The following is a 23,911-nucleotide window of genomic DNA, read 5'->3' as shown; positions in this document are numbered from 1 at the left end:
CGCATCTAAAATGAGTGCGGTATTAGCCATCGGGTTGCTGTGAAGCCTGGGGCGGTAGCGTGCTTTTTTCTGCTTATTTATCCGGACAATTTCAACCAAAGAGTCGCTTGTGGAAAAGCCATTTCGAAGAATTCTGATTATAAAAATGCGTTTTCATGGAGACATGTTACTTACCACTCCTGTCATCAGCACGCTGAAGCAGAATTATCCCGATGCAAAAATCGATGTGCTTCTTTACCAGAACACCATACCGATATTGTCGGAAAATCCGGAGATTAATGCACTCTACGGCATCAGTAACAAAGGCGCAGGAACAAAAGAGAAGATCAAAAACGCGCTATCGCTAATCAAAAAATTGCGTGCTAACTCGTATGATCTGGTCGTCAATCTCACCGATCAGTGGAGCGTGGCGCTTATTGTGCGTTTTTTAAACGCAAAAATAAAAATCTCGCAGGATTTCGGTAATCGTCAGTCTGCTTTATGGAAAAAAAGCTTTACGCATTTAGTACCTTATGCGGGAGAACATGCTGTTGAGCGCACATTATCCGCGCTAAAGCCGTTAGCGCTAAAACAGTATGTCACGGAAACCACCATGAGCTATCGCCCGGAACATTGGGAAAACATGCGACAACAGCTCAAACAACTTGGTGTGGCCCGACAATATGTTGTTATTCAGCCTACGGCACGGCAGCTATTTAAGTGCTGGGATAATGATAAATTCTCGCAGGTTATTGATGCCGTGCAGCGCCGCGGTTATCAAGTTGTACTGACGTCAGGCCCGGCCGCAGACGAGATGGCCTGCGTGGATGCTATTGCACGCGGCTGTGAGACAAAACCGGTTACTGGTCTGGCGGGTAAAACTCGCTTTCCTGAATTGGGCGCGTTGATTGACCATGCGGATCTCTTTATCGGCGTTGATTCGGCCCCTGGTCATATTGCCGCAGCAGTCAAAACGCCGGTCATTTGCCTTTTCGGCGCGACGGATCATGTGTTCTGGCGTCCCTGGACCGACGACATCATTCAGTTTTGGGCAGGCAATTATCAGCCGATGCCTGAACGGCATGAGCTTGATCGTAATAAAAAATACCTTTCCGTGATTCCAGCTGAAGATGTTATCGCCGCGACGGAAAAAATGCTGCCGCATGAGGCACGCACCATAGATTTGGACAGCCTGCTATGAGAGTTGCCTTTTGCTTATATAAATATTTTCCTTTTGGCGGTCTGCAGCGTGATTTTATGCGCATTGCCCAAACCGTGGCGGCGCGAGGGCATCAGGTTCGTGTTTATACTCAGTCATGGGAAGGGGAATGCCCGGATAACTTTGAATTAATCCGCGTGCCGGTTAAATCCCGGACGAACCACGGTCGTAACGCAGAATATTATGCCTGGGTGCAACACCATTTGCGCGACCACCCTGTCGATCGGGTGGTTGGATTCAATAAGATGCCGGGCCTTGATGTGTATTACGCCGCAGACGTGTGTTACGCCGAAAAAGTCGCACAGGAAAAAGGATTTTTCTATCGCCTGACATCACGCTATCGGCATTATGCTGCTTTTGAACGCGCCACGTTTGAACACGGCAAGCCGACACAACTATTAATGCTGACGAATAAGCAGATTGCTGACTTCCAAAAACATTATCAGACTGAAGCGGAGCGTTTCCATATTCTTCCTCCGGGGATTTACCCGGACAGAAAATATAGCCAACAGATCCCAAACAGTCGTCAAATTTATCGTCAGAAAAATGGTATCTCAGAACAGCAAAAATTACTGTTGCAAGTAGGGTCTGACTTTACCCGTAAAGGTGTGGATCGCTCTATTGAAGCGCTGGCATCGCTACCCGAATCTTTACGGCAAAATACGGTGCTCTATGTTGTCGGGCAGGATAAGCCGAAGAAGTTTGCAGCACTGGCTGAAAGAAGCGGCGTCGGCACGAATGTGCATTTTTTCTCCGGACGTAATGATATCGCGGAGTTAATGGCGGCAGCCGACCTTTTACTGCATCCAGCCTATCAGGAAGCTGCTGGTATTGTTTTGCTGGAAGCCATTATTGCTGGTTTGCCGGTGCTGACAACCGCGGTGTGCGGTTATGCACATTATATTGTGGATGCAAACTGTGGCGAAGCGATGACTGAACCATTCCGCCAGGATGCGCTAAATGAGGTTTTACTCAAAGCGCTGACACAGCCTTCCTTACGCAACGCCTGGGCTGAAAATGCGCGGTATTATGCTGATACCCAGGATTTATACAGCTTACCGGAGAAGGCCGCGGATATTATTACAGGTGATTTAGATGGTTGAGCTGAAAGCGCCGTTAACCACACTATGGCGCGGTAAAGATGCTTTTGAGGAAGTAAAAACGTTACAGGGCGAAGTGTTCAGAGAGCTGGAGACGCGTCGAACATTGCGGTTTGAGCTGGACGGTAAAAGCTACTTCCTGAAGTGGCATAAAGGCACTTCGCTGAAAGAAATTGTGAAGAACCTGATTTCGTTACGTATGCCTGTTCTGGGCGCTGACAGAGAATGGCACGCCATTCATCGTCTACATGAGCTGGGCGTTGATACGATGCACGGCGTTGGTTTTGGTGAAAAAGGCGTAAACCCGCTAACCAGAACATCATTTATTATCACCGAAGATTTAACGCCTACCATTAGCCTTGAAGACTACTGTGCTGACTGGGCTGTTAATCCACCGGACGCGCAGGTGAAGTGGATGATCATTAAGCGTGTTGCGACTATGGTACGTAAAATGCACGCCGGGGGAATTAACCATCGCGACTGTTATATTTGCCACTTTCTTCTGCATTTACCTTTCACTGGTCGCGAAGAGGATTTAAAAATCTCCGTAATCGACCTGCATCGCGCGCAGATACGCCAGCACGTTCCCCTTCGCTGGCGTGACAAAGATTTAATTGGGCTTTATTTTTCTTCAATGAATATTGGCCTGACTCAGCGAGATATATTCCGGTTTATGCGTGAGTATTTCTCTCTCCCCCTGCGAGAGATTTTGCAAAAAGAATCGGGGTTGATTCATCAGGCAGATGTTAAAGCCGCTCGAATTAAAGAAAGAACAATAAGAAAAAATCTGTAATTATAATAATTATGCACTCAGTGAGTAATTTATGAGTGAGACAAGGATAGACAGAATGTCTGACATTAAAAGTTATATTTCAAACCAAAAAAACATAATTCAACATGATGATTTTTTTGGAAGAAGACTGGACATTGCTCTTTGCTTTGATCATGGTTTTATAATGCCAGCAGGTGTGGCAATATATTCCATTATCGAAAATAATAAAGATATTGAATACGCCTTAAAGCCAAAAGAGAGATGTCAGGTAAAAATTACTCTATAGGGTTATATTACTATTTTTGCTATTTAATATCTAAAGTCTTTAGATTAAGGTTTTAACTCTGGAGTATATATGAAAATAGCTTTTATTGGCGAAGCGGTATCCGGTTTTGGAGGGATGGAAACCGTTATTAGCAACGTTATCCATACGTTTGAAAATAGCTCTCCGAAAATCAACTGTGAAATGTTTTTCTTTTGCCGTAATGACAAAATGGATAAAGCATGGCTAAAAGAGATTAAATATGCGCAATCATTCTCAAATATAAAATTAAGTTTTCTTCGTCGAGCTAAGCATGTTTATAATTTTAGTCAATGGTTGAAAGAAACGTCACCAGATATTGTGATATGTATTGATGTCATCTCATGTCTTTATGCCAATAAAGCACGAAAGAAAAGTGGTAAACAGTTTACTATTTTCTCGTGGCCGCATTTTTCGCTCGACCATAAAAAACATGCAGAATGTATAACGTACGCGGATTATCATCTGGCCATAAGTAGTGGTATTAAAGAACAGATGATGGCACGGGGTATCTCAGCGCAAAATATTAGCGTCGTTTATAATCCTGTCTCTATTAAAACAATCATTGTGCCGCCGCCTGAGCGCGATAAACCCGCTGTATTTCTCTATGTAGGGCGTCTTAAATTTGAAGGACAGAAAAGAGTTAAAGATTTATTTGATGGCTTAGCTCGTACGACAGGGGAATGGCAGCTACATATTATTGGTGATGGCTCAGATTTTGAAAAGTGCCAGGCCTATAGTCGGGAGCTTGGTATTGAGCAGCGTGTGATCTGGTATGGTTGGCAAAGCACGCCGTGGCAAGTCGTACAGCAAAAAATAAAAAATGTCACCGCGTTACTACTTACCTCTGCATTTGAGGGATTTCCTATGACCCTGCTGGAAGCAATGTCATATGGAATTCCGTGTATTAGTTCTGATTGTATGTCTGGTCCGCGCGATATGATTAAACCCGGCTTGAATGGTGAGCTTTACACCCCGGGGGCTATAGATGATTTTGTAGGACACCTTAATCGTGTTATTTCTGGTGAAGTAAAATATCAGCATGATATTATTCCCGGCACGATTGAGAGATTTTACGATGTGCTATATTTTAAAAATTTTAATAATGCGATATTCTCGAAATTACAAAAGTGATCACTATGAGCAGAAAATATTTTGAAGAAGAAGTCATTCAACAGACTTTAGATTATAACTATGCACAACATAGTGATGCTGATAAATTTAATATAGCTTATGGGATTGATAAAAACTTTCTTTTTGGCTGTGGTGTCTCTATTGCATCGGTTCTCCTCGCTAACCCAGAGAAGACGTTAGCTTTCCATGTTTTTACCGATTTCTTTGACTCTGAAGACCAGCAGCGATTTGAGGCATTAGCAAAACAGTACGCTACGCAGATTGTTGTTTACCTAATCGACTGTGAGCGCTTAAAATCGCTACCCAGTACCAAAAACTGGACCTATGCAACATACTTTAGATTCATTATCGCCGATTATTTTTCAGATAAAACAGATAGAGTACTTTATCTGGATGCAGATATTGCATGTAAGGGGAGTATTCAGGAACTTATTGATCTTAATTTCACTGAAAATGAGATTGCTGCTGTCGTTGCTGAAGGCGAGTTGGAATGGTGGACTAAGCGCTCGGTTAGCCTGGCAACGCCTGGGCTGGTTTCTGGCTATTTTAATGCCGGTTTTATTTTAATTAACATACCTCTTTGGACCGCAGAAAATATCTCTAAGAAAGCGATTGAAATGCTAAAAGATCCGGAGGTAGTACAGCGTATAACGCACCTTGATCAGGATGTATTAAATATATTGTTAGTGAATAAAGCGCGTTTTGTTGATAAAAAATTTAATACACAATTTAGTCTTAACTATGAATTAAAAGATTCAGTTATTAATCCAGTTGATGCTGAGACTGTATTTGTTCATTATATCGGACCAACGAAGCCCTGGCATAGTTGGGGGGCTTACCCCGTGTCACAATATTTTTTACAGGCTAAGAGCAACTCACCATGGTCTCATTGTGCACTTTTAAATCCAGTGACTAGCCATCAGTTACGTTATGCAGCAAAGCATATGTTTAATCAGAAGCATTATACTTCGGGTATAAATTATTATATAGCCTACTTTAAACGTAAACTTCTTGAATAAAACCCATAGGTGATGTAATGGATTCATTTCCTGAGATAGAAATAGCTGAATATAAAGTTTTTGATGAAAGTAATAATAATGATGATAACGTATTAAACATTTCTTATGGCGTTGATGAAAACTATCTTGATGGTGTGGGGGTATCAATCGCTTCAGTTGTATTAAACAATAATATCCCGCTCGCTTTTCACATTATTTGTGACTCATACTCCCCGTGTTTTGTAAAATATATAGAGCGTTTAGCCGTACAGCATCACATAAAAATTTCTCTTTATCTTATTAAAGTAGAAAGCCTTGAGGTATTGCCTCAAACTAAAGTATGGTCGAGAGCAATGTATTTTCGTTTATTTGCTTTCGATTATCTCAGCAAGAAGGTAAATACCTTACTTTATTTGGATGCCGATGTTGTATGCAAAGGATCTTTGCAAGATCTTCTACGGCTTGATTTGACAGAGAAGATTGCTGCGGTCGTAAAAGATGTTGATTCCATCCAGAATAAGGTAAATGAGAGATTAAGAGCATTTAATTTACAAGGTGGTTATTTTAACTCCGGCGTGGTTTTTGTTAACCTGAAATTATGGAAAGAGAATGCCTTAACTGAAAAGGCATTTTTACTTCTGGCAGGTAAAGAAACTGACTCTTTTAAATATCCCGATCAGGATGTTTTGAATATTCTCCTACAGGACAAAGTCATTTTTCTACCGCGACCGTATAATACCATTTATACTATTAAAAGTGAGTTGAAAGATAAGTCACATAAAAAATATAGCAATATAATTAATGATAATACTGTTTTAATTCATTATACGGGCGCTACAAAACCATGGCATGCCTGGGCAAATTATCCTTCAGTTATCTATTATAAAAATGCACGGCTGAACTCGCCCTGGAAAGATTCTCCCGCAAAAGATGCGCGTACCATAGTCGAATTTAAGAAGCGATATAAACATCTTCTCGTGCAGGGGCATTATTTTAAAGGCCTTCTGGCTGGAAGCGCATATCTTTATCGTAAACTTTTCCACAAATAATTCCCCTCCCTAAATCTCCATTATGATTATTGAAAAAAAGATTAAAAACTATACCGTCTTTGTCAAAAAAGACGGTGAAAAATACATTGGAATATTCAAAGATTTTCTATCTTATAATCATCAGGTTATTAAAGTCTTCCGTAATATAGAAGATACAAAAGTTGTATTGATTAATACAGACTACGGAAAATATATTCTCAAAGTATTTAGCCCAAAAGTAAAAAATACTGAACGCTTTTTTAAATCGTTAGTAAAAGGGGATTACTACGAAAAGCTTTTTCATCAGACAGATCGTGTGCGGCGTGAAGGGTTTGCGGCGCTTAATGATTTTTACCTGCTGGCGGAAATTAAAACATTACGCTATGTAAAAACATACGTGATGATAATTGAGTATATTGAAGGTATTGAACTTGTTGATATGCCAGAAATTTCTGACGAGGTGAGAGAGAAAATCAAACAGTCGATATATTCTCTGCATCAGCATGGTATGGTTTCGGGCGATCCCCATAAAGGTAACTTTATCCTGCAAGGCAATGAGATCAGAATTATCGATTTGTCCGGAAAAAGACCTTCCAGACAACGAAAAGCAAAGGATCGTATTGATTTAGAAAGACATTATGGTATCAAAAATAATGTGAGAGATATCGGATTTTACTTATTGATTTATAAGAAAAAACTCCGAAATTTCCTTCGTCGTATTAAGGGTAAGGAAAAGCGCTGATCAATGTAGCACGTTTGGTTTAATTTAAGGAGCTGACTGACTTTTATTTGCTGCAGCGTTATGACATACTTGAGAGAATTTGAGATGTAATATTAGTTATTGAATATAACATTTATTTATAGGTTGCATGATAAACATACGAGTTTTTTATGGGCAGCGTTAACTTCATAACTCACGCCGATGTTCTGCAACTTATTGCGAAAAGAACGGCTGAAGATTGTATTATTTTTCTTTCTGGTCCTACGTCCAGAAAGACGCCGCTGTCCTTGTTACGAATGAAAGATGTCATTGCAGTCAATGGTTCTGTTCAATATTTGCTAAACAATAACGTCAAGCCATTTTTGTACCTTCTGACGGATGTTCGCTTCCTCCATCGCCGGCGCGAAGATTTTTATAACTTTAGCCGTAACAGTCAGTTTACTATCGTCAATCTTGATGTGTACGAACAGGCTTCAGTGGATGATCAAAAATATATTGAAGAAAACTGTTTAATTATTCGCTCCTTTTATCGCCGAGAAAAAGGGGGCTTTTTAAAGAAAATTAAATTTAATATCCTCAAGCGGGTTCATAAAGCATTACTTATTTCAGTTCCCCTTTCGAAAAGAGGGCGACTGGCTGGATTTTGCAAGGATATCAGCATCGGGTATTGCTCTTGCCATACTATTGCTTATACCGCTATTCAAGTTGCCTATTCCCTTAAGTATGGTCGTATTATATGTTCTGGGCTTGACTTAACAGGGAGTTGCCCACGTTTCTATGACGAATCTACCAGCCCTATGCCATCTGAGCTTAGTAAAGATCTGTTTAAAATACTGCCATTTTTTACTTTTATGAGAAAAAATGTGAGTGATTTAAATATCTTTAATTTATCAGATGATACTGCAATTCATTACGATATTATTCCATATATTACAGCCTCGGAACTTGAGGATGAAATATATTACGATAAAATTGTCTAGACACTAGATAAATCATTATTTTGCGTTGCTTCGGCACGCATTTCTTTTTCTATAAAATTTCTTTTTCTATAAAATTTCTTTTTCTATAAAGTTAACTATTCTGGATTATAGCTATTATGATTAAAAAAATCATATTTACTGTTACTCCTATATTTTCAATTCCTCCTCGTGGCGCGGCTGCGGTAGAAACCTGGATTTACCAGGTTGCAAAACGACTATCAATACCGAGTGCTATTGCTTGTATAAAGAATGCTGGCTATCCTGAATATAATAAAATAAACGATAACTGTGATATTCATTACATTGGGTTTAGTAAAGTTTATAAGCGTCTTTTTCAGAAATGGACTCGTCTCGACCCACTACCCTATTCCCAGCGTGTCCTTAATATTAGAGATAAAGTGACTACCCAGGAAGATAGCGTCATTGTTATTCATAATAGTATGAAACTGTATCGGCAGATCAGAGAGCGCAATCCAAATGCAAAACTGGTTATGCACATGCATAACGCATTTGAACCAGAACTGCCTGATAATGATGCAAAAATTATCGTGCCCAGTCAGTTTCTTAAAGCGTTTTATGAAGAAAGATTGCCCGCCGCTGCTGTTAGTATTGTGCCTAATGGTTTTTGTGCTGAGACTTATAAAAGAAACCCACAAAATAACCTCCGTCAGCAATTAAATATTGCGGAAGATGCCACCGTTCTCTTATATGCCGGGAGAATTTCGCCTGATAAAGGCATCCTGTTGCTTTTGCAGGCGTTCAAAAAATTACGTACCTTAAAAAGTAATATTAAACTTGTCGTTGTTGGCGACCCTTATGCAAGCCGCAAGGGTGAAAAAGCAGAGTATCAAAAGAAAGTACTGGACGCCGCAAAAGAGATTGGAACTGATTGTATTATGGCTGGGGGGCAATCTCCTGACCAGATGCATAACTTCTATCATATAGCCGATCTGGTTATTGTGCCATCTCAGGTTGAAGAAGCATTTTGCATGGTGGCTGTAGAAGCGATGGCAGCAGGAAAAGCGGTTCTTGCCAGCAAAAAAGGGGGGATTAGCGAATTTGTGTTAGATGGCATAACGGGCTATCACCTCGCAGAACCTATGTCGAGCGACAGTATAATTAATGATATTAACCGTGCGCTTGCTGATAAGGAACGCCACCAGATTGCCGAAAAAGCAAAATCCCTGGTGTTTTCAAAATACAGTTGGGAAAATGTAGCGCAGCGTTTCGAGGAACAAATGAAAAACTGGTTTGATAAGTGATTGAGTCCTGATGATGGAAAACGCGCTGATACCGTAATAAGTATCAGCGCGTTTTTTTTATCTATTTCTTAGCGCCAACAGAAAACCAGTAATGATACCAATTTGAGCAATATCGACCTGTTCAAAATTGCCACGAACGATATAAAAACCGACGAAAGATAAAAATAGCAAGAGATGAGCATTGTAGGGGCTTATCTCTACTTTCCTGAAGGTAGAGCTGGCTGTTTCCCTGATGATAGCGCCATATAAATAGGCCAGGCTCGCCAGACCTAATATGCCTGCACTAAACCAGATGTACAGAATGGTATTATGCGGACCGATAGATTCTTTAAAGGTCCACGTTGGATAATCGACAACGCGTTTATTATAAACACTATCATACACATCATTACTATAGCCGTAGCCCTTGATCGGGTTTTCCTGAATCAGTATCCACGCGGTGCCCTGGGTTCCGTTAGTATAACGATATGAGCTATCTGTCTGCTGTAATTTATACAGTAGTCGCTCCTGATCCGGTTTATGGCTTTGCTGAGTGATAACTAAAACGCCAGCAATAACCAGGATAGCAGCGCCAATTCCCATTAGTTTCCACTGGCGGTTCAAAATTGCCCACAAAGCACCCACCACTAAAACTGCCAGCCATGCTCCCCGCGACAAGGTACCTAACATTAAGAACAAGTAGACGGCGCTCAGCGCAAAGAAAGCGAGTTTGAGCGATGTTTTTCTGAATAGCCAGATATTCAATAATGCCGGGAACAGAAATACCATTGAATCAGATATATGTCGATGGTCATAGTTTGTAAATGGCATCACCCCCCTGGAATAGTCCTGAATATAAAAGACAATTTCTACCAGTGAACGTAATCCTAAACTTGTTAAAAAGGAGAAAAGTACTATTTTCGCAACCGTTTCTTTTGTTTCATCTTTTAATAGTACGGGAATTAATAAAGTATATAATAAGAAACCCTCCAGTACCGTATTTTCAAATTCCTTGAAACTTCCTTTCATATCTGGCGATATGAGTATGGAATAAACAAGGATTAATGATAATACTGCTACGCTATAAAATACGCTATTTTTGAAAAGAGGGGGGAAACTTTTCGGTGAGCGTGAGACCTGATAAATCGCGGTGATAATCATAAGTATGATTATCAAATGCTTATAACGCGTAATACCATCCAGAAAATACGTAGCAACAAAAAGAAAAACCAGCGCTTTATTCCAGATCGGTTTCCATTTCTCTTTATTTAACGTTAATGATGTGGTTAGCATCTTTTCTCCACAATAGGTTTGGGATGAGACAGAGTCTCTTTAATGAATCTTTCCAAATACGCTTGTGGCATCTAAATTCGCCAGGTTCTGTTCTGGTGAGCAGCATGCCATTTGGTTCTTCCCATAACCTCCAATTAACCCAGGGTCCGTTGGGCCATATAGCGTAATATTCGGTCTGTCGAGCGCGGCGGTGAGATGGCTCAGGCCGGTATCAACCGATACGACAAATTTTGCGCCAGCCAGCACTCTGGCGACCTCCTCCAGGCTCATGCGCGGTAACACATCCACATAGTCAAAGCCTTCGGCCAGTCGTTTAGCACGGGCCTCCTCATGAGGCGCGCCCCAGGGAAGTTTTATCCGTAATCCGGTGTTGCCCACCAGGCCGATAAGCTCGCGCCAGTTTGCTTCCGGCCAGTGTTTATCATCGCGGGTCGTGGCATGTAAAAATACCGCATATGGATCGCTAACCGCCTGCTGGCAATGCAGAAAATGTTTTGCGATGGCATAATCGCCCTGCGACTGCGGTTTATCGTATCCCAGGCTTTTGGCGAACAGCTCGCGCGTCCGTTCAACCGCATGTTGTTGCTTTGCGATATGGTGTTTACGGTTATAGAACAGGCTGGCCAGCGGTTCGCGGGCGGTACTCCAGTCCATACCGTGCTTTGTCCCATGCGCCAGACGCGTCACCAGCGCCGCGCTTTTCACCAGCCCCTGCGCATCAATCACAGCGTCATATTGGTATGCGCATACCGCCCGATGAAAGGCTGTGCGTTCCGCTTTGATGGGCGCGGAAAACCAGGCCTTGCGCCAACGGCGAATAGCGACGGGAATCACGCGATCGACAGCACTGTGCCAGGACGGAATTTGCGCAAACCCTTCTTCGACAACCCAATCAAATTGAATCCCCGGAATCGCCTGTTGCGCGTCGGTAAGCGCAGGCAGGGTATGTAATACGTCGCCCATCGATGATGTTTTAACGATCAAAACCCGCATTAAACGCCCTCTTCCGACAACAGCGAATGAAGCTCTTCCAGAACCCGCTGCGGCGTGATATCGATCAGGCTCTGGTGATAGCCTTGCGCCGTATCACCTTTACGCACTTTGTGATAACCCGTAATGAGACGAATCACCCGGGCCTTATGAGACAGCGGCGGCGTGAAATCCGGGCTACTTGGGCCATACAAGGCGACCAGCGGGCGGTCGAGCGCCGCCGCGACGTGCATCAGTCCGGAATCGTTGGTGACGATGGCTTTACAGGCGGCTATCAGAATGACGGCCTGTTCCAGCTGGGTTTCCCCCGCCAGGTTGCGACACCATGCCTGCTGCTCGCTATTCAGCGCCGCCAGGATCTCATTTCCGGCTTCATGGTCTTTTGCCGAGCCAAACAGCACGACCTGATACCCTTCGTTAATGAGCTGCTTTGCCAGTTCGGCGTAGTGATAGTGCGGCCAACGTTTTGCCGGGCCAAATTCCGCGCCGGGGCAAAAGCCGATCAGAGGACGTTCAGAAGATAATGAAAAGTCGCTGCACATCAGCGACTTTTCACCCTCGCTAACCTGGAGCTGCGGCCAGAGTAGCGGCTGCGGCAGATCTTTCGCCGTGCGCATCACGCCCTTGTCATAAGCCAGTGCCACGTAGCGCTCCACCATTAGTGGCCAGGCGTCTTTATCAAGGACGCGCGCATCGTTCAGCAGGCCATAGCGCATTTCGCCGCGCCAGCCGGTACGGTGCGGGATATTGGCAAAGAAAGGAATCAGCGCCGATTTAAACGAATTTGGCAACACCCAGGCGCGATCGTAGCGCTTCTCTCGCAGGCTATGGCCCAATCTGCGGCGCTCGCCGATTTCCAGCGCGCCGTGGCCCAGCGGCATGGGTATCGCCTCGTTAACTTCCGGCATACGCGATAACAATGGACGGCACCAGGCTGGCGCCATCACGTCGATTATCGCCTGGGGATAGCGCGCTTTAAGCGTGCGATAGAGACTTTGCGACATCATCATGTCGCCCACCCAGGACGGGCCAATGACCAAAATTTTCATACTTACGCGTCGCGGTTCAGCCAGGCCATATACTCCGTGACGCCTTCGGCGACGGTCTTAAAGGGTTTGTCGTAGCCCGCGTTGCGTAGATTGGTTAAATCCGCCTGCGTAAACGCCTGATAGCGGCCTTTCAGCTTATCCGGGAACGGAATGTATTCAATGCTGCCTTTTTTATGGTATGCCAGCGTCGCGTCGGCGACGGCCTGGAAAGATTCCGCACGGCCTGTGCCCAGGTTAAAGATGCCGGACTTACCGCTTTCCAGGAACCACAGGTTAACGGCGGCCACATCGCCCACGTAAACGAAGTCGCGCTTGAAGTTTTCGCTGCCTTCAAACAGTTTCGGGCTTTCGCCGTTGTTTAACTGTGTATTCAGATGAAATGCCACGCTTGCCATGCTGCCTTTATGGCCTTCACGTGGTCCATAGACGTTGAAATAGCGGAAACCGACAATCTGCGAGTTCGCTTCTGGCAGGATCTGGCGCACATATTCATCAAACAGGAATTTAGAATAGCCGTAAACGTTAAGCGGTTTTTCGTATTCGCGCGATTCGATGAAATCAGACGTGCGACCGCCATAGGTGGCGGCAGAAGAGGCGTAGAGGAACGGGATTTCGCGCTCAAGACAATAGTGCAGCAGCTCTTTGGAGTATTGATAGTTATTATCCATCATATACTTGCCGTCCCACTCGGTGGTGGAAGAGCAGGCGCCTTCATGGAAAATAGCTTCGATATCGCCGAGCTCTTCTCCGGACATAATCTGGATCAGGAAATCTTCCTTATCCATATAGTCAGCAATGTTCAGATCCACCAGGTTTACAAACTTGGTGCCGTCTTTCAGGTTATCCACCACCAGAATATCGGTGATACCTTTATCATTCAGGGCCTTAACGATATTGCTGCCGATAAAGCCCGCGCCGCCGGTAACGATGATCATAACTGTAACCTTTGAATTATGGTGTCAGAGACTGTCTCAGACATGAATGCTCTTATCATAACACTATTCATCCATTCACTGATAACCCGTGAGGATACGCGTGATTTATGCTGCATTTTAAAGAAGTGATGACGCGTCATCTCGTATCAACGTATCGCTTTGGGTAATATGTGCTGAAATTTGCCCAGTCTGGAGAATCGCAATGCGTGGGGATTTTTACAAACAGTTAACCAACGATCTGGAAACCGCCCGAGCGGAAGGATTGTTTAAAGAAGAGCGCATTATTACGTCTGCGCAGCAGGCGGATATCACCGTGGCGGATGGAAGCCACGTTATTAACTTTTGCGCCAATAACTATCTCGGGCTGGCGAATCACCCTGAGCTGATTAATGCCGCAAAAGCGGGCATGGACAGCCACGGTTTCGGTATGGCGTCCGTGCGTTTTATCTGCGGCACCCAGGACAGCCACAAAGCGCTGGAGCAAAAGCTGGCAAGCTTCCTCGGCATGGAAGATGCGATTCTGTATTCCTCCTGTTTCGACGCTAACGGCGGCTTGTTTGAGACGTTGCTGGGCGCGGAAGACGCTATTATTTCCGACGCGCTGAACCACGCGTCTATCATTGACGGCGTGCGTTTGTGTAAAGCGAAGCGCTATCGCTATGCCAACAACGATATGGCAGAGCTGGAAGCGCGGCTGAAAGAGGCGCGTGAGGCCGGCGCGCGTCATGTCCTGATCGCCACCGACGGCGTGTTCTCAATGGATGGCGTCATCGCCAATCTGAAAGGCGTCTGTGATCTGGCCGATAAATACGATGCGCTGGTGATGGTTGATGACTCCCACGCGGTAGGCTTTGTCGGCGAAAACGGTCGTGGTTCCCATGAATACTGCGACGTAATGGGCCGCGTAGATATTATTACCGGTACGCTGGGCAAAGCGTTAGGCGGCGCATCCGGCGGCTATACCGCGGCGCGCAAAGAGGTCGTTGAGTGGTTGCGTCAGCGTTCCCGCCCATATCTGTTTTCCAATTCACTGGCGCCGGCGATCGTGGCGGCTTCTATTAAAGTGTTAGAGATGGTGGAAGCGGGCGCAGAACTGCGCGATCGCTTGTGGGCGAACGCCCGGCAGTTCCGTGAGCAGATGTCTGCCGCGGGATTTACGCTGGCAGGCGCGGATCACGCCATCATCCCGGTAATGCTGGGAGATGCGGTTGTCGCGCAGAAATTTGCCCGCGAACTGCAAAAAGAGGGCATTTACGTTACCGGTTTCTTCTATCCGGTCGTACCAAAAGGTCAGGCGCGTATTCGTACCCAGATGTCTGCGGCGCATACGCCTGAGCAAATTACGCGTGCAGTAGACGCGTTCACGCGTATTGGTAAACAACTGGGCGTGATTGCCTGAGGATGTAAGATGAAAGCGTTATCCAAACTGAAAGCGGAAGAGGGCATCTGGATGACCGACGTTCCGGAACCGGAAGTCGGCCATAACGATTTGCTGATTAAAATCCGTAAAACAGCCATCTGCGGTACTGACGTTCACATCTATAACTGGGATGACTGGTCGCAAAAAACCATCCCGGTTCCGATGGTCGTGGGGCATGAATATGTCGGCGAAGTGGTCGGCATCGGTCAGGAAGTGAAAGGCTTTAAAATCGGCGATCGCGTCTCCGGCGAAGGTCATATCACCTGCGGTCATTGCCGCAACTGCCGTGGCGGTCGTACTCACCTGTGTCGCAACACCACCGGCGTGGGCGTCAACCGTCCCGGCTGCTTCGCGGAATACCTGGTCATCCCGGCGTTCAATGCGTTTAAAATCCCGGATAACATTTCTGATGATTTAGCCTCTATTTTCGACCCGTTTGGTAATGCGGTGCATACGGCGCTGTCTTTCGATCTGGTCGGCGAAGATGTACTGGTATCGGGGGCGGGGCCAATCGGCGTAATGGCCGCCGCGGTGGCGAAACATGTCGGCGCGCGTCATGTGGTGATTACTGACGTCAATGAATACCGTCTGGAGCTGGCGCGTAAAATGGGCGTCACCCGCGCGGTCAACGTCGCGAAAGAGAGCCTGAACGACGTCATGGCGGAGCTGGGAATGACCGAAGGGTTCGATGTGGGTCTGGAGATGTCCGGCGCGCCGCCGGCGTTTCGTACCATGCTGGACACCATGAATCACGGCGGTCGTATTGCGATGCTGGGGATTCCGCCATCAGATATGTCTATCGACTGGACAAAAGTCATCTTTAAGGGCTTGTTCATTAAAGGTATTTATGGTCGTGAGATGTTCGAAACGTGGTACAAAATGGCGGCGCTGATCCAGTCCGGTCTGGATCTGTCACCGATTATCACCCATCGTTTCTCTATTGATGATTTCCAGAAAGGTTTTGACGCCATGCGTTCAGGCCAGTCAGGAAAAGTTATTCTGAGCTGGGATTAATATGTATAGAGACCCGATAATTTTATCGGGTCTGATATACGTTTCCTCGTAAAAGGTTGGTGTCATTCGCCAACCTTTTTTGTTAGGGAAAATCTGGAAAGCCGTAAAGAATTGTCATAGACATCAAGCATTCGTAATTGCGCTTTACTCTTATTTTACTCGCTAACGTCACGCTCTACTCTGAGTTTTGTGCTTGCTTTTTACTGTAAAAATTAATTATGGCGGCTTAATAGTTTCTTAATAGAGCCACAGTATAAAGGCAGGGTAAATTAAGGTTTTTCTGGTAATCGTTATGAAAAATAGTAAAACCAAAGTGAGTATCATTGTCCCGTTATATAATGCGGGAGCGGATTTTAATGCTTGCATGGCGTCGTTAATCGCGCAAACGTGGTCGGCGCTGGAAATTATTATTGTGAATGATGGATCGACGGATCATTCCGTTGAGATAGCAAAACATTACGCGGAACATTACCCGCATGTTCGACTACTTCATCAGGCCAATGCTGGCGCGTCTGTCGCCCGTAATCTTGGCCTGCAAGCAGCGACCGGCGATTATGTCGCCTTTGTCGATGCAGATGACCTGGTCTACCCGAAGATGTATGAAACGCTGATGACCATGGCGCTTAACGATGATCTGGACGTTGCGCAGTGCAACGCGGACTGGTGCGTCCGAAAAACCGGGCACGCCTGGCAATCTATTCCGACCGATCGTCTGCGCTCCACCGGAGTATTAAGTGGACCGGATTGGTTGCGTATGGCGCTGGCCTCGCGGCGCTGGACGCATGTTGTCTGGATGGGCGTTTATCGACGTGCGCTGATTATCGATAACAATATTACTTTCGTTCCCGGACTACATCATCAGGACATATTATGGTCGACGGAAGTTATGTTTAATGCCACGCGCGTACGTTATACCGAACAATCATTATATAAATATTTCCTGCATGATAATTCGGTAAGCCGTTTGCAAAGACAAGGCAATAAAAATCTTAATTATCAGCGGCATTATATTAAAATTACGCGATTATTAGAAAAGCTCAATCGTGATTATGCCCGTCGTATTCCGATTTACCCGGAATTTCGCCAGCAAATTACCTGGGAAGCGTTACGTGTTTGTCATGCGGTACGTAAAGAGCCTGATATTTTGACCCGCCAGCGTATGATTGCCGAAATTTTTACTTCTGGCATGTATAGACGGATGATGGCTAACGTCCGCAGCGCGAAAGCAGCTTATCAGACGCTGCTCTGGTCCTTCCGGCTGTGGCAATGGCGCGACAAAACCTTGTCGCACCGTCGTATGGCCCGTAAGGCGCTCAATCTGTCTTAGCGCTCACGTTTTTAGGCGCGGCGATTTTCCCCCAGCCTTGCCACTGGTGCTGAAACCAGACAACCACGGAACTTTGCGTAATGCTCTCACCGATGACGCTGAAAAAGCGCGTAGCGTAGACCGGTTGCAGCGGTTTTTTCGGCTTGCACATCTTCACGCCGCGAAAGGGATTGCGCGGCGCGTCAATTTTCTGCGGCGTCAAATCAGGTCGGGACGTATCTACCTGCGGTTCGTTGAGCAGGCTGCCTGGACGTACCAGGGTGATATCCGCCGGCAGGCGATAAACCATCTGTTGCAGCACGCGAACCGTTGCGGGATGCGGATGACCAATCGCGATAGCGGAACCGTTGCGACGGGCCAGTTCGATAGCGCGATTAAACTGACGGCGGATATCCGCCTCGTTTTGCGTATCGTCGAGGAACACTTTGCGCTTGATCACTTTCACACCCGTACCGGATGCCGCGCGCATCGCCTGGCTATTGCCAATCGTCATGCTGTCGAGAAAATAGAGATTGTAATGTTCCAGCGCCTGCATAACTTTTTGCATACCGAACAGGCTGGAAGTCATTGCGCTGCCCATGTGGTTATTAAGCCCGACGGCATACGGCACGTTGTTTACCGCCTCGCGGATAATGCGCTCGATCTCATCGCTGCTCATATCTGGTCGCAGCGTATCCTTCTCCAGCGGCTGTTTGCTTAGCGGCGCCATCGGCAGATGGATTAACACCTCATGCCCGCTATTGTGCGCTTTAGTTGCCATTTCGCGCGCGTGCGGCGCGTTGGGCAGCACGGCGACGGAGATGTTTGGTGGCAGCGCCAGAACCTGGTTTTCCGTGTGCGGGCGATAGCCAAAATCATCAATCACGATGGCGAGCTTGCCAGCGAAAACGGGATGTGCAAACGCCAGCAAAGTGGCCAGCGTGAGAATGGAGCGACGAAACTGAGGCAAAACTTATCTTCCCAACCACGGCTGTGGATTGACGGCCTGACCCTGGCGACGAATTTCGAAATAAAGCGAGGGTCTGCCCTGACCGCCGCTACTGCCCACAAGGGCGATAGGTTGTCCGGCGCGCACCTGCGCGCCTACGCTGACCAGCGCGCTCTGGTTATAGCCGTAAAGGCTCATATCACCTTTACCATGCTCCACGACCACCACCAGGCCATAGCCTTGCAGCCAGTCCGCCAGAATCACCCTGCCGTCGGCGATGGCTTTGACCTCGGTGCCTTCCGACGCGCCGATCACCATCCCCTTCCAACGTAGCTCACCCTGCAGCCGTTCGCCATAGCGATGTAATATCGGGCCGCGTACCGGCCAGTATGCCTGACCGCGTGGCGCGCCCAGACCGCCGGTGCGGGACATTAGCGAACGCTCGCTTTCCGTCGGCTTATAGGTGCTGCCTTTACGCGAGGCTTCCTGCTGCTTATCGCGTACCGCCTGCGCTTCGCGGGCTTCACGCTCCGCTCGCGCTTTGGCCGCCGCTTCCGCCCGCGCGATACTGTTGCGTAGGCGTGATTCGTTGGCGCGTAGTTCGCTTAACTGTTGCTGGCCTTGCTGAATAGACGACTCCAGTCCGGCAAGCGTTTTCTTACGTTCATTACGCGCCTGCTCCAGCTTCGCCTGCTGGGCGCGCTGCTCATACAGCAACGTTTGTTGTTGGCTTTGCTTCTCTTCCAGCTCGGCTTTTTGCGTGGCGACCTGTTCGCGAGTCTGTTTCAGTTCGGCGATAGTCTCCTGGCGCGCCTGGTTCAGATAGCCGAAGTAGGCCTGCAGGCGTTGCCCACGCTGGCTTTCTTCTCCGCTAAGAATAAGCTGAATGCCGGTGTGTTCGCCCTGGCGGAAAGCGGCGTCCAACTGTGCGGCGAGATTACGCTCCTGGCTGGCTTTTTGCTGCTCCAGTTTGGCAATTGAGGCGTTCATCTCATCAATTTGCGCGTTTAACTGATCCAGAGTGCTTTGCGTTTCGCGCAGCTTACGCGCTGCGGCCGAGATGGCCTCTTCCTGGGCTTTCAGTTGTGCCAGGAGGCTGGCGCGCTGTTGCTGCTGCTGGCGTACGTCGCGTTCTTTCGCGGCGATATCGGCCTGAATAGATTTGAGTTGATCGCGGTCATCCGCGTGGGCGGAAAAGGCGCACAACAATACGCCAGCGCTAAGTACGCTGGCGTAGAACAAAGGCCTGACTGAAAACGTTCTTGGTTTCACGGCCTGTTGAATGGTGTTAATCGCCTTTCCCCTCATGGGGAGGGATTATTCCACGATGAACAGCGGCTTACCAGTCATCTCTTGCGGGATTTCCATCCCCATCAGCGACAGCATGGTAGGCGCAATGTCTGAAAGTTTGCCGCCTTCGACCGCCTTCACGTTTTTCTCGCCGACATAAATCAGCGGCACCGGCAGGTTGGTGTGGGCGGTATGCGCCTGACCGGTCGCCGGATCGCGCATCTGCTCCGCGTTGCCGTGGTCCGCGGTAATCAACAGTTGTCCACCAACGGACTCAACCGCTTTTGTTACCTGTTCAATGCAGTTATCCAACGCTTCCACCGCTTTGATGGCGGCTTCCATCACGCCGGTATGACCGACCATATCGCCGTTTGGATAGTTACAAATGATGGTGTCGTACTTACCGCTTTCGATCGCCGCGACCAATTTTTCAGTCAATTCTGCAGAGCTCATTTCCGGTTGCAGGTCATAAGTGGCCACTTTCGGGGAGTTGATCAGAATGCGCTCTTCACCAGCAAACGGTTCTTCTACGCCGCCGTTAAAGAAAAAGGTTACGTGCGCATATTTTTCCGTTTCGGAAATACGCAGCTGAGTTTTGTCGTTTTTCGCCATCCATTCGCCAAAGGTATTCGCCAGCGACGCTGGTGGGTAGGCAACGGCAGTTTTGATATCGGCGGCGTATTCGGTCAGCATCACGAAGTTCAGATTAACCACTTTCTTACGCGCAAAGCCGTCGAAATCAGCGTTAACGAAAGCGCGGGTAATTTCGCGCGCGCGGTCAGCGCGGAAGTTCATGAAAATCAGCGTGTCGCCGTCTTCCATCGCCGCATCAGCCTGGCCCTCGGCGCGGATAACGGTCGCTTTGACAAACTCATCGTTTTCATCACGAGCGTAAGCGGCCTGCAGGCCAGCCACAGCGGTATCCGCCTGGAATTCGCCCTGGGCCAGGGTCATCAGATCATACGCTTTTTCCACGCGATCCCAACGGTTGTCGCGGTCCATAGCGTAGTAACGACCGACGATAGACGCCACGCGGCCTTTGCCCAGCGCGGCGAATTTGTCTTCGAATTTTTTCAGCGAGGCTTCAGCGCTGCGCGGCGGCGTGTCGCGACCGTCGAGGAAGGCGTGCAGATAGATTTTTTCTGCGCCGCGCTCTGCGGCCAGCTCCACCATCGCCATAATGTGATCTTCGTGGCTGTGGACGCCGCCCGCGGACAGCAGGCCCATAATATGAACCGCTTTACCGGCGTTTTTCGCCTGGTCTACCGCATTGGTCAGGACTGGGTTAGCAAAGAAAGTACGTTCTTTAATTTCAACGTCCAGACGCGTCAGGTCCTGATAAACGATGCGGCCTGCGCCCAGGTTAACGTGGCCCACTTCGGAGTTGCCCATCTGGCGGTCAGGCAGACCCACTTCCAGACCGGATGCGTCGATCAGGGTATGCGGACGTTTTGCCCACAGAGCATCCATCACCGGGGTTTTGGCGTTTAAGATAGCGTTATCCTGCTGTTCTTCACGGTAGCCGTAGCCATCCAGAATCACCAGTACCATAGGTTTTTTAGAAACCGACATTGCGACAACCTCATACTCAATAGACAAAATAATTGCGTAATTTTACTACAGCTGAATCGATAAAATAGCCTCAGAAGATCAAAGAAAGGGATCGCGCTGGCGTGAGAAGGCAAGTAATAGCGTGATTTTTTTTCGTAGCGCCCCGCAAAAATGCATTCCAGTGCACGCTCTGGCTGTATTTGCGCCACTGCACAGGTATACTCCTTTCCTGGTTTTTTAATCACTACGTCGGGAGTTGTTACCCCCCATGCAAGAAATTATGCAATTTGTTGGCCGTCATCCCATACTGAGTATCGCCTGGATTGCGTTACTGGTGGCGGTTTTATTTACCACGTTCAAAGGTCTGACTTCAAAAGTTAAGGTGATTACACGCGGCGAAGCCACGCGCCTTATCAACAAAGAGGACGCCGTTGTTGTGGATTTACGTCAACGTGACGATTTCCGTAAAGGCCATATCGCTGGCGCGACCAATTTGCTGCCGAGCGAAATCAAAGCCAACAATGTTGGCGAACTGGAAAAGCACAAAGACAAGCCGATTATCGTGGTCGACGGTTCTGGTATGCAGTGCCAGGAATCCGCTAACGCGCTGACAAAAGCCGGCTTTGAAAAGGTCTTTGTGTTGAAAGAAGGCGTAGCAGGCTGGAGCGGCGAGAATCTGCCTCTGGTGCGCGGTAAGTGATTACCCGTCGTTTTCATGACGCAAGGGGAATGACTTGCCCTTGCGTCGACATGAAATCCATCGGGTAAAAAACAGGAGCGAAGTCATGGCCAATATTGAAATCTACACCAAAGCAACCTGTCCGTTTTGCCATCGTGCAAAGGCGCTGTTAAACAGCAAGGGCGTGAGTTTCCAGGAAATTGCGATTGACGGCGACGCCGTGAAGCGTGAAGAGATGATCAAACGTAGTGGCCGAACGACGGTTCCGCAAATTTTTATTGATGCACAGCACATTGGCGGTTGTGACGACTTGTATGCGCTGGATGCGCGTGGTGGACTGGATCCGCTGTTGCGTTAAGGCGTACTCAAGTATTTAAGGACAACACTAAAGGGTTTTACACATGTCAGAACAAAATAACACTGAAATGGCTTTCCAGATCCAACGTATCTATACCAAGGATGTTTCTTTCGAAGCGCCAAACGCACCGCATGTTTTCCAGAAAGATTGGCAGCCAGAGGTTAAACTGGATCTTGATACGGCATCTTCCCAACTGGCGGATGACGTTTATGAAGTTGTGCTGCGTGTTACCGTAACGGCTTCCCTGGGGGAAGAAACCGCGTTCCTGTGCGAAGTTCAGCAGGCCGGTATTTTCTCCATCAGCGGTATTGAAGGTACTCAGATGGCGCATTGCCTGGGCGCATACTGCCCGAACATTCTGTTCCCGTATGCTCGCGAGTGCATCACCAGCCTGGTTTCACGCGGTACGTTCCCGCAACTGAACCTTGCGCCGGTCAACTTTGATGCGCTGTTCATGAACTATTTGCAGCAGCAGGCTGGCGAAGGTACTGAAGAACATCAGGATGCCTGATGAACCAAAGTAATGCGTCAATGACAGTCATCGGTGCCGGCTCGTACGGCACCGCTCTTGCCATCACTCTGGCGAGAAACGGCCACCAGGTTGTCCTGTGGGGCCACGACCCAAAACATATCGCGACCCTGGAGCACGATCGCTGCAACGTCGCGTTCCTTCCCGATGTGCCTTTTCCCGATACGTTACACCTGGAAAGCGACTTAGCAACCGCGCTGGCGGCCAGTCGTAACATTCTGGTGGTGGTGCCAAGCCATGTTTTCAGCGACGTGCTGCGGCAGATTAAACCGCTGATGCGTCCGGATGCGCGTCTGGTATGGGCGACCAAAGGCCTGGAAGCGGAAACGGGGCGCCTGTTGCAGGATGTCGCTCGCGAGGCGTTAGGCGATCAAATCCCGCTGGCGGTGATTTCCGGTCCGACGTTCGCTAAAGAGCTGGCGGCGGGTTTGCCGACGGCAATCTCGCTGGCCTCAACCGATGAGACCTTTGCCGACGATCTCCAGCAACTGTTGCACTGCGGAAAAAGTTTTCGCGTCTATATCAATGCGGATTTTATCGGCGTGCAGCTTGGCGGCGCGGTGAAAAACGTGATTGCGATTGGCGCGGGGATGTCTGACGGCATCGGCTTCGGCGCGAACGCCCGCACGGCGCTAATCACGCGTGGACTGACCGAAATGTCGCGGCTTGGCGCAGCGCTTGGTGCCGATCCCGCCACCTTTATGGGGATGGCGGGTTTAGGCGATCTGGTGCTGACCTGTACCGACAACCAGTCGCGCAACCGTCGTTTTGGCATGATGCTTGGCCAGGGCATGGACGTTAAAGGCGCGCAGGATAAGATTGGCCAGGTGGTCGAAGGCTATCGCAATACGAAAGAAGTTCGTGAATTGGCGCACCGTTTTGGTGTTGAAATGCCAATAACCGAGGAAATTTATCAAGTATTGTATTGCGGAAAAAACGCGCGCGAGGCAGCATTAACGTTATTAGGTCGCGCCCGCAAGGAAGAGCTGAGTCGCCACTAGCCGTAAGGAACTGTTTGCATAAACGACCCAACCCGCACAGAACGGGTTGGTCGTTTTCTGCCCGTCTGGAGTAA

23 protein-coding genes and 1 pseudogene are annotated in these 23,911 nt (G+C 47.7%); 17 read left to right on the top strand and 7 right to left on the bottom strand.

Annotation, left to right across the window (positions count from 1 at the left end; genetic code table 11):
* The first annotated feature begins 109 nt into the window (after positions 1 to 109).
* From rfaQ to ACLJQD_RS19500, 10 genes and pseudogenes are all read left to right on the top strand, one after another.
* The gene (gene rfaQ, locus ACLJQD_RS19545) at positions 110 to 1,180 is read left to right on the top strand and encodes a lipopolysaccharide core heptosyltransferase RfaQ (RefSeq protein ID WP_001521713.1); all 1,071 of its coding nucleotides are present in this window, start codon (positions 110 to 112) and stop codon (positions 1,178 to 1,180) included.
* On the top strand, positions 1,177 to 2,301 hold the full coding sequence (locus tag ACLJQD_RS19540) for a glycosyltransferase family 4 protein (RefSeq protein WP_017442017.1): 1,125 nt from the start codon (positions 1,177 to 1,179) through the stop codon (positions 2,299 to 2,301). The genes rfaQ and ACLJQD_RS19540 overlap by 4 nt, the downstream gene beginning before the upstream one ends.
* Positions 2,294 to 3,091 carry a lipopolysaccharide core heptose(I) kinase RfaP gene (rfaP, locus tag ACLJQD_RS19535; RefSeq protein ID WP_000229825.1) on the top strand — a complete coding sequence of 266 codons (798 nt, stop codon included), beginning with the start codon at positions 2,294 to 2,296 and terminating at the stop codon, positions 3,089 to 3,091. The genes ACLJQD_RS19540 and rfaP overlap by 8 nt, the downstream gene beginning before the upstream one ends.
* 55 nt (positions 3,092 to 3,146) lie before the next feature.
* Positions 3,147 to 3,308 (top strand): annotated as a pseudogene (locus ACLJQD_RS19530) (glycosyltransferase family 8 protein); the annotation flags it as partial.
* Between the two features lie 117 nt (positions 3,309 to 3,425).
* Positions 3,426 to 4,505, top strand: a complete 1,080-nt coding sequence (waaB, locus tag ACLJQD_RS19525; RefSeq protein WP_017442015.1) for a lipopolysaccharide 1,6-galactosyltransferase — start codon at positions 3,426 to 3,428, stop codon at positions 4,503 to 4,505.
* A gap of 5 nt (positions 4,506 to 4,510) precedes the next feature.
* Positions 4,511 to 5,524 carry a lipopolysaccharide 3-alpha-galactosyltransferase gene (waaO, locus tag ACLJQD_RS19520; RefSeq protein ID WP_000088490.1) on the top strand — a complete coding sequence of 338 codons (1,014 nt, stop codon included), beginning with the start codon at positions 4,511 to 4,513 and terminating at the stop codon, positions 5,522 to 5,524.
* A gap of 17 nt (positions 5,525 to 5,541) precedes the next feature.
* Positions 5,542 to 6,552, top strand: a complete 1,011-nt coding sequence (gene rfaJ, locus ACLJQD_RS19515; RefSeq protein ID WP_023242775.1) for a lipopolysaccharide 1,2-glucosyltransferase RfaJ — start codon at positions 5,542 to 5,544, stop codon at positions 6,550 to 6,552.
* A 22-nt stretch (positions 6,553 to 6,574) separates the two neighbouring features.
* On the top strand, positions 6,575 to 7,273 hold the full coding sequence (gene rfaY / locus ACLJQD_RS19510; protein WP_017442272.1) for a lipopolysaccharide core heptose(II) kinase RfaY: 699 nt from the start codon (positions 6,575 to 6,577) through the stop codon (positions 7,271 to 7,273).
* 149 nt (positions 7,274 to 7,422) lie between these two features.
* Positions 7,423 to 8,232, top strand: a complete 810-nt coding sequence (gene waaZ / locus ACLJQD_RS19505; RefSeq protein WP_000536017.1) for a 3-deoxy-D-manno-oct-2-ulosonate III transferase WaaZ — start codon at positions 7,423 to 7,425, stop codon at positions 8,230 to 8,232.
* A gap of 116 nt (positions 8,233 to 8,348) precedes the next feature.
* The gene (locus tag ACLJQD_RS19500; protein ID WP_000591834.1) at positions 8,349 to 9,494 is read left to right on the top strand and encodes a lipopolysaccharide N-acetylglucosaminyltransferase; all 1,146 of its coding nucleotides are present in this window, start codon (positions 8,349 to 8,351) and stop codon (positions 9,492 to 9,494) included.
* Between the two features lie 57 nt (positions 9,495 to 9,551).
* On the opposite strand, the gene rfaL is transcribed toward ACLJQD_RS19500, so the two are convergent.
* The 4 genes from rfaL to rfaD are packed head-to-tail and all read right to left on the bottom strand — an operon-like array spanning position 9,552 to position 13,740.
* Complete coding sequence (rfaL, locus tag ACLJQD_RS19495) at positions 9,552 to 10,766, bottom strand: O-antigen ligase RfaL (RefSeq protein WP_017442136.1); 1,215 nt, start codon at positions 10,764 to 10,766, stop codon at positions 9,552 to 9,554.
* Positions 10,767 to 10,805: 39 nt separating this feature from the next.
* Positions 10,806 to 11,759 (bottom strand): lipopolysaccharide heptosyltransferase RfaC, encoded by a 954-nt coding sequence (rfaC, locus tag ACLJQD_RS19490; protein ID WP_017442137.1) that lies wholly within the window; start codon positions 11,757 to 11,759, stop codon positions 10,806 to 10,808.
* The gene (rfaF, locus tag ACLJQD_RS19485) at positions 11,759 to 12,805 is read right to left on the bottom strand and encodes an ADP-heptose--LPS heptosyltransferase RfaF (RefSeq protein ID WP_000699196.1); all 1,047 of its coding nucleotides are present in this window, start codon (positions 12,803 to 12,805) and stop codon (positions 11,759 to 11,761) included. Before rfaF ends, rfaC begins: the two co-directional genes overlap by 1 nt.
* Positions 12,806 to 12,807: 2 nt before the next feature.
* Positions 12,808 to 13,740, bottom strand: a complete 933-nt coding sequence (gene rfaD / locus ACLJQD_RS19480) for an ADP-glyceromanno-heptose 6-epimerase (protein ID WP_000587771.1) — start codon at positions 13,738 to 13,740, stop codon at positions 12,808 to 12,810.
* Positions 13,741 to 13,942: 202 nt separating this feature from the next.
* Between rfaD and kbl the strand changes: the two genes are divergently transcribed.
* The 3 genes from kbl (at position 13,943) to ACLJQD_RS19465 (ending at position 17,501) form a co-directional block, all read left to right on the top strand.
* Positions 13,943 to 15,139 carry a glycine C-acetyltransferase gene (gene kbl, locus ACLJQD_RS19475; protein WP_001213790.1) on the top strand — a complete coding sequence of 399 codons (1,197 nt, stop codon included), beginning with the start codon at positions 13,943 to 13,945 and terminating at the stop codon, positions 15,137 to 15,139.
* Between the two features lie 9 nt (positions 15,140 to 15,148).
* The gene (gene tdh / locus ACLJQD_RS19470; RefSeq protein WP_000645990.1) at positions 15,149 to 16,174 is read left to right on the top strand and encodes an L-threonine 3-dehydrogenase; all 1,026 of its coding nucleotides are present in this window, start codon (positions 15,149 to 15,151) and stop codon (positions 16,172 to 16,174) included.
* A gap of 292 nt (positions 16,175 to 16,466) precedes the next feature.
* The gene (locus ACLJQD_RS19465) at positions 16,467 to 17,501 is read left to right on the top strand and encodes a glycosyltransferase (RefSeq protein ID WP_000798198.1); all 1,035 of its coding nucleotides are present in this window, start codon (positions 16,467 to 16,469) and stop codon (positions 17,499 to 17,501) included.
* On the opposite strand, the gene ACLJQD_RS19460 is transcribed toward ACLJQD_RS19465, so the two are convergent.
* Genes ACLJQD_RS19460 through gpmM form a run of 3 tightly spaced genes read right to left on the bottom strand, consistent with a single transcriptional unit; the run spans position 17,488 to position 21,291 of the window.
* Entirely contained in the window at positions 17,488 to 18,450 is a 963-nt protein-coding gene (locus ACLJQD_RS19460) for a divergent polysaccharide deacetylase family protein (protein ID WP_001135513.1), read from the bottom strand. The genes ACLJQD_RS19465 and ACLJQD_RS19460 overlap by 14 nt on opposite strands.
* Positions 18,451 to 18,453: 3 nt before the next feature.
* Positions 18,454 to 19,713: a murein hydrolase activator EnvC gene (gene envC, locus ACLJQD_RS19455; RefSeq protein ID WP_058814511.1), complete on the bottom strand. Its 1,260-nt coding sequence runs from the start codon at positions 19,711 to 19,713 to the stop codon at positions 18,454 to 18,456.
* Positions 19,714 to 19,746: 33 nt separating this feature from the next.
* Positions 19,747 to 21,291 carry a 2,3-bisphosphoglycerate-independent phosphoglycerate mutase gene (gene gpmM / locus ACLJQD_RS19450; protein WP_000116576.1) on the bottom strand — a complete coding sequence of 515 codons (1,545 nt, stop codon included), beginning with the start codon at positions 21,289 to 21,291 and terminating at the stop codon, positions 19,747 to 19,749.
* A 247-nt stretch (positions 21,292 to 21,538) separates the two neighbouring features.
* On the opposite strand from gpmM, the gene ACLJQD_RS19445 reads away from it, so the two are divergent.
* The 4 genes from ACLJQD_RS19445 (at position 21,539) to gpsA (ending at position 23,837) form a co-directional block, all read left to right on the top strand.
* On the top strand, positions 21,539 to 21,970 hold the full coding sequence (locus ACLJQD_RS19445; RefSeq protein ID WP_001156179.1) for a rhodanese-like domain-containing protein: 432 nt from the start codon (positions 21,539 to 21,541) through the stop codon (positions 21,968 to 21,970).
* An 85-nt stretch (positions 21,971 to 22,055) separates the two neighbouring features.
* A complete protein-coding gene (gene grxC, locus ACLJQD_RS19440) occupies positions 22,056 to 22,307 on the top strand; it encodes a glutaredoxin 3 (RefSeq protein WP_001273795.1) in 252 nt (83 codons plus the stop codon).
* Positions 22,308 to 22,350: 43 nt separating this feature from the next.
* Complete coding sequence (gene secB / locus ACLJQD_RS19435) at positions 22,351 to 22,818, top strand: protein-export chaperone SecB (RefSeq protein ID WP_000003370.1); 468 nt, start codon at positions 22,351 to 22,353, stop codon at positions 22,816 to 22,818.
* Positions 22,818 to 23,837, top strand: a complete 1,020-nt coding sequence (gene gpsA, locus ACLJQD_RS19430; RefSeq protein WP_001076596.1) for an NAD(P)H-dependent glycerol-3-phosphate dehydrogenase — start codon at positions 22,818 to 22,820, stop codon at positions 23,835 to 23,837. The genes secB and gpsA overlap by 1 nt, the downstream gene beginning before the upstream one ends.
* Positions 23,838 to 23,911: the final 74 nt, after the last annotated feature.

The organism is Salmonella sp. SAL04214, from assembly GCF_046550615.1.
Taxonomy (GTDB): domain Bacteria; phylum Pseudomonadota; class Gammaproteobacteria; order Enterobacterales; family Enterobacteriaceae; genus Salmonella; species Salmonella enterica.
Note: the sequence above shows the minus strand (reverse complement) of the source record. Positions and strands in the feature narration are given on the sequence as shown.

What these genes read in the sequence shown, in the direction of transcription:
- ACLJQD_RS19465 (WP_000798198.1), top strand. Translation starts at nt 16,467, where the DNA reads ATGAAAAATAGTAAAACCAAAGTGAGTATCATTGTCCCGTTATATAAT.
- tdh (WP_000645990.1), top strand. Translation starts at nt 15,149, where the DNA reads ATGAAAGCGTTATCCAAACTGAAAGCGGAAGAGGGCATCTGGATGACC.
- waaZ (WP_000536017.1), top strand. Translation starts at nt 7,423, where the DNA reads ATGGGCAGCGTTAACTTCATAACTCACGCCGATGTTCTGCAACTTATT.
- ACLJQD_RS19445 (WP_001156179.1), top strand. Translation starts at nt 21,539, where the DNA reads ATGCAAGAAATTATGCAATTTGTTGGCCGTCATCCCATACTGAGTATC.
- grxC (WP_001273795.1), top strand. Translation starts at nt 22,056, where the DNA reads ATGGCCAATATTGAAATCTACACCAAAGCAACCTGTCCGTTTTGCCAT.
- secB (WP_000003370.1), top strand. Translation starts at nt 22,351, where the DNA reads ATGTCAGAACAAAATAACACTGAAATGGCTTTCCAGATCCAACGTATC.
- rfaL (WP_017442136.1), bottom strand. Translation starts at nt 10,766, where the DNA reads ATGCTAACCACATCATTAACGTTAAATAAAGAGAAATGGAAACCGATC.
- kbl (WP_001213790.1), top strand. Translation starts at nt 13,943, where the DNA reads ATGCGTGGGGATTTTTACAAACAGTTAACCAACGATCTGGAAACCGCC.
- gpmM (WP_000116576.1), bottom strand. Translation starts at nt 21,291, where the DNA reads ATGTCGGTTTCTAAAAAACCTATGGTACTGGTGATTCTGGATGGCTAC.
- rfaY (WP_017442272.1), top strand. Translation starts at nt 6,575, where the DNA reads ATGATTATTGAAAAAAAGATTAAAAACTATACCGTCTTTGTCAAAAAA.
- rfaP (WP_000229825.1), top strand. Translation starts at nt 2,294, where the DNA reads ATGGTTGAGCTGAAAGCGCCGTTAACCACACTATGGCGCGGTAAAGAT.
- rfaD (WP_000587771.1), bottom strand. Translation starts at nt 13,740, where the DNA reads ATGATCATCGTTACCGGCGGCGCGGGCTTTATCGGCAGCAATATCGTT.
- rfaJ (WP_023242775.1), top strand. Translation starts at nt 5,542, where the DNA reads ATGGATTCATTTCCTGAGATAGAAATAGCTGAATATAAAGTTTTTGAT.
- waaO (WP_000088490.1), top strand. Translation starts at nt 4,511, where the DNA reads ATGAGCAGAAAATATTTTGAAGAAGAAGTCATTCAACAGACTTTAGAT.
- rfaF (WP_000699196.1), bottom strand. Translation starts at nt 12,805, where the DNA reads ATGAAAATTTTGGTCATTGGCCCGTCCTGGGTGGGCGACATGATGATG.
- gpsA (WP_001076596.1), top strand. Translation starts at nt 22,818, where the DNA reads ATGAACCAAAGTAATGCGTCAATGACAGTCATCGGTGCCGGCTCGTAC.
- waaB (WP_017442015.1), top strand. Translation starts at nt 3,426, where the DNA reads ATGAAAATAGCTTTTATTGGCGAAGCGGTATCCGGTTTTGGAGGGATG.
- ACLJQD_RS19500 (WP_000591834.1), top strand. Translation starts at nt 8,349, where the DNA reads ATGATTAAAAAAATCATATTTACTGTTACTCCTATATTTTCAATTCCT.
- ACLJQD_RS19540 (WP_017442017.1), top strand. Translation starts at nt 1,177, where the DNA reads ATGAGAGTTGCCTTTTGCTTATATAAATATTTTCCTTTTGGCGGTCTG.
- rfaC (WP_017442137.1), bottom strand. Translation starts at nt 11,759, where the DNA reads ATGCGGGTTTTGATCGTTAAAACATCATCGATGGGCGACGTATTACAT.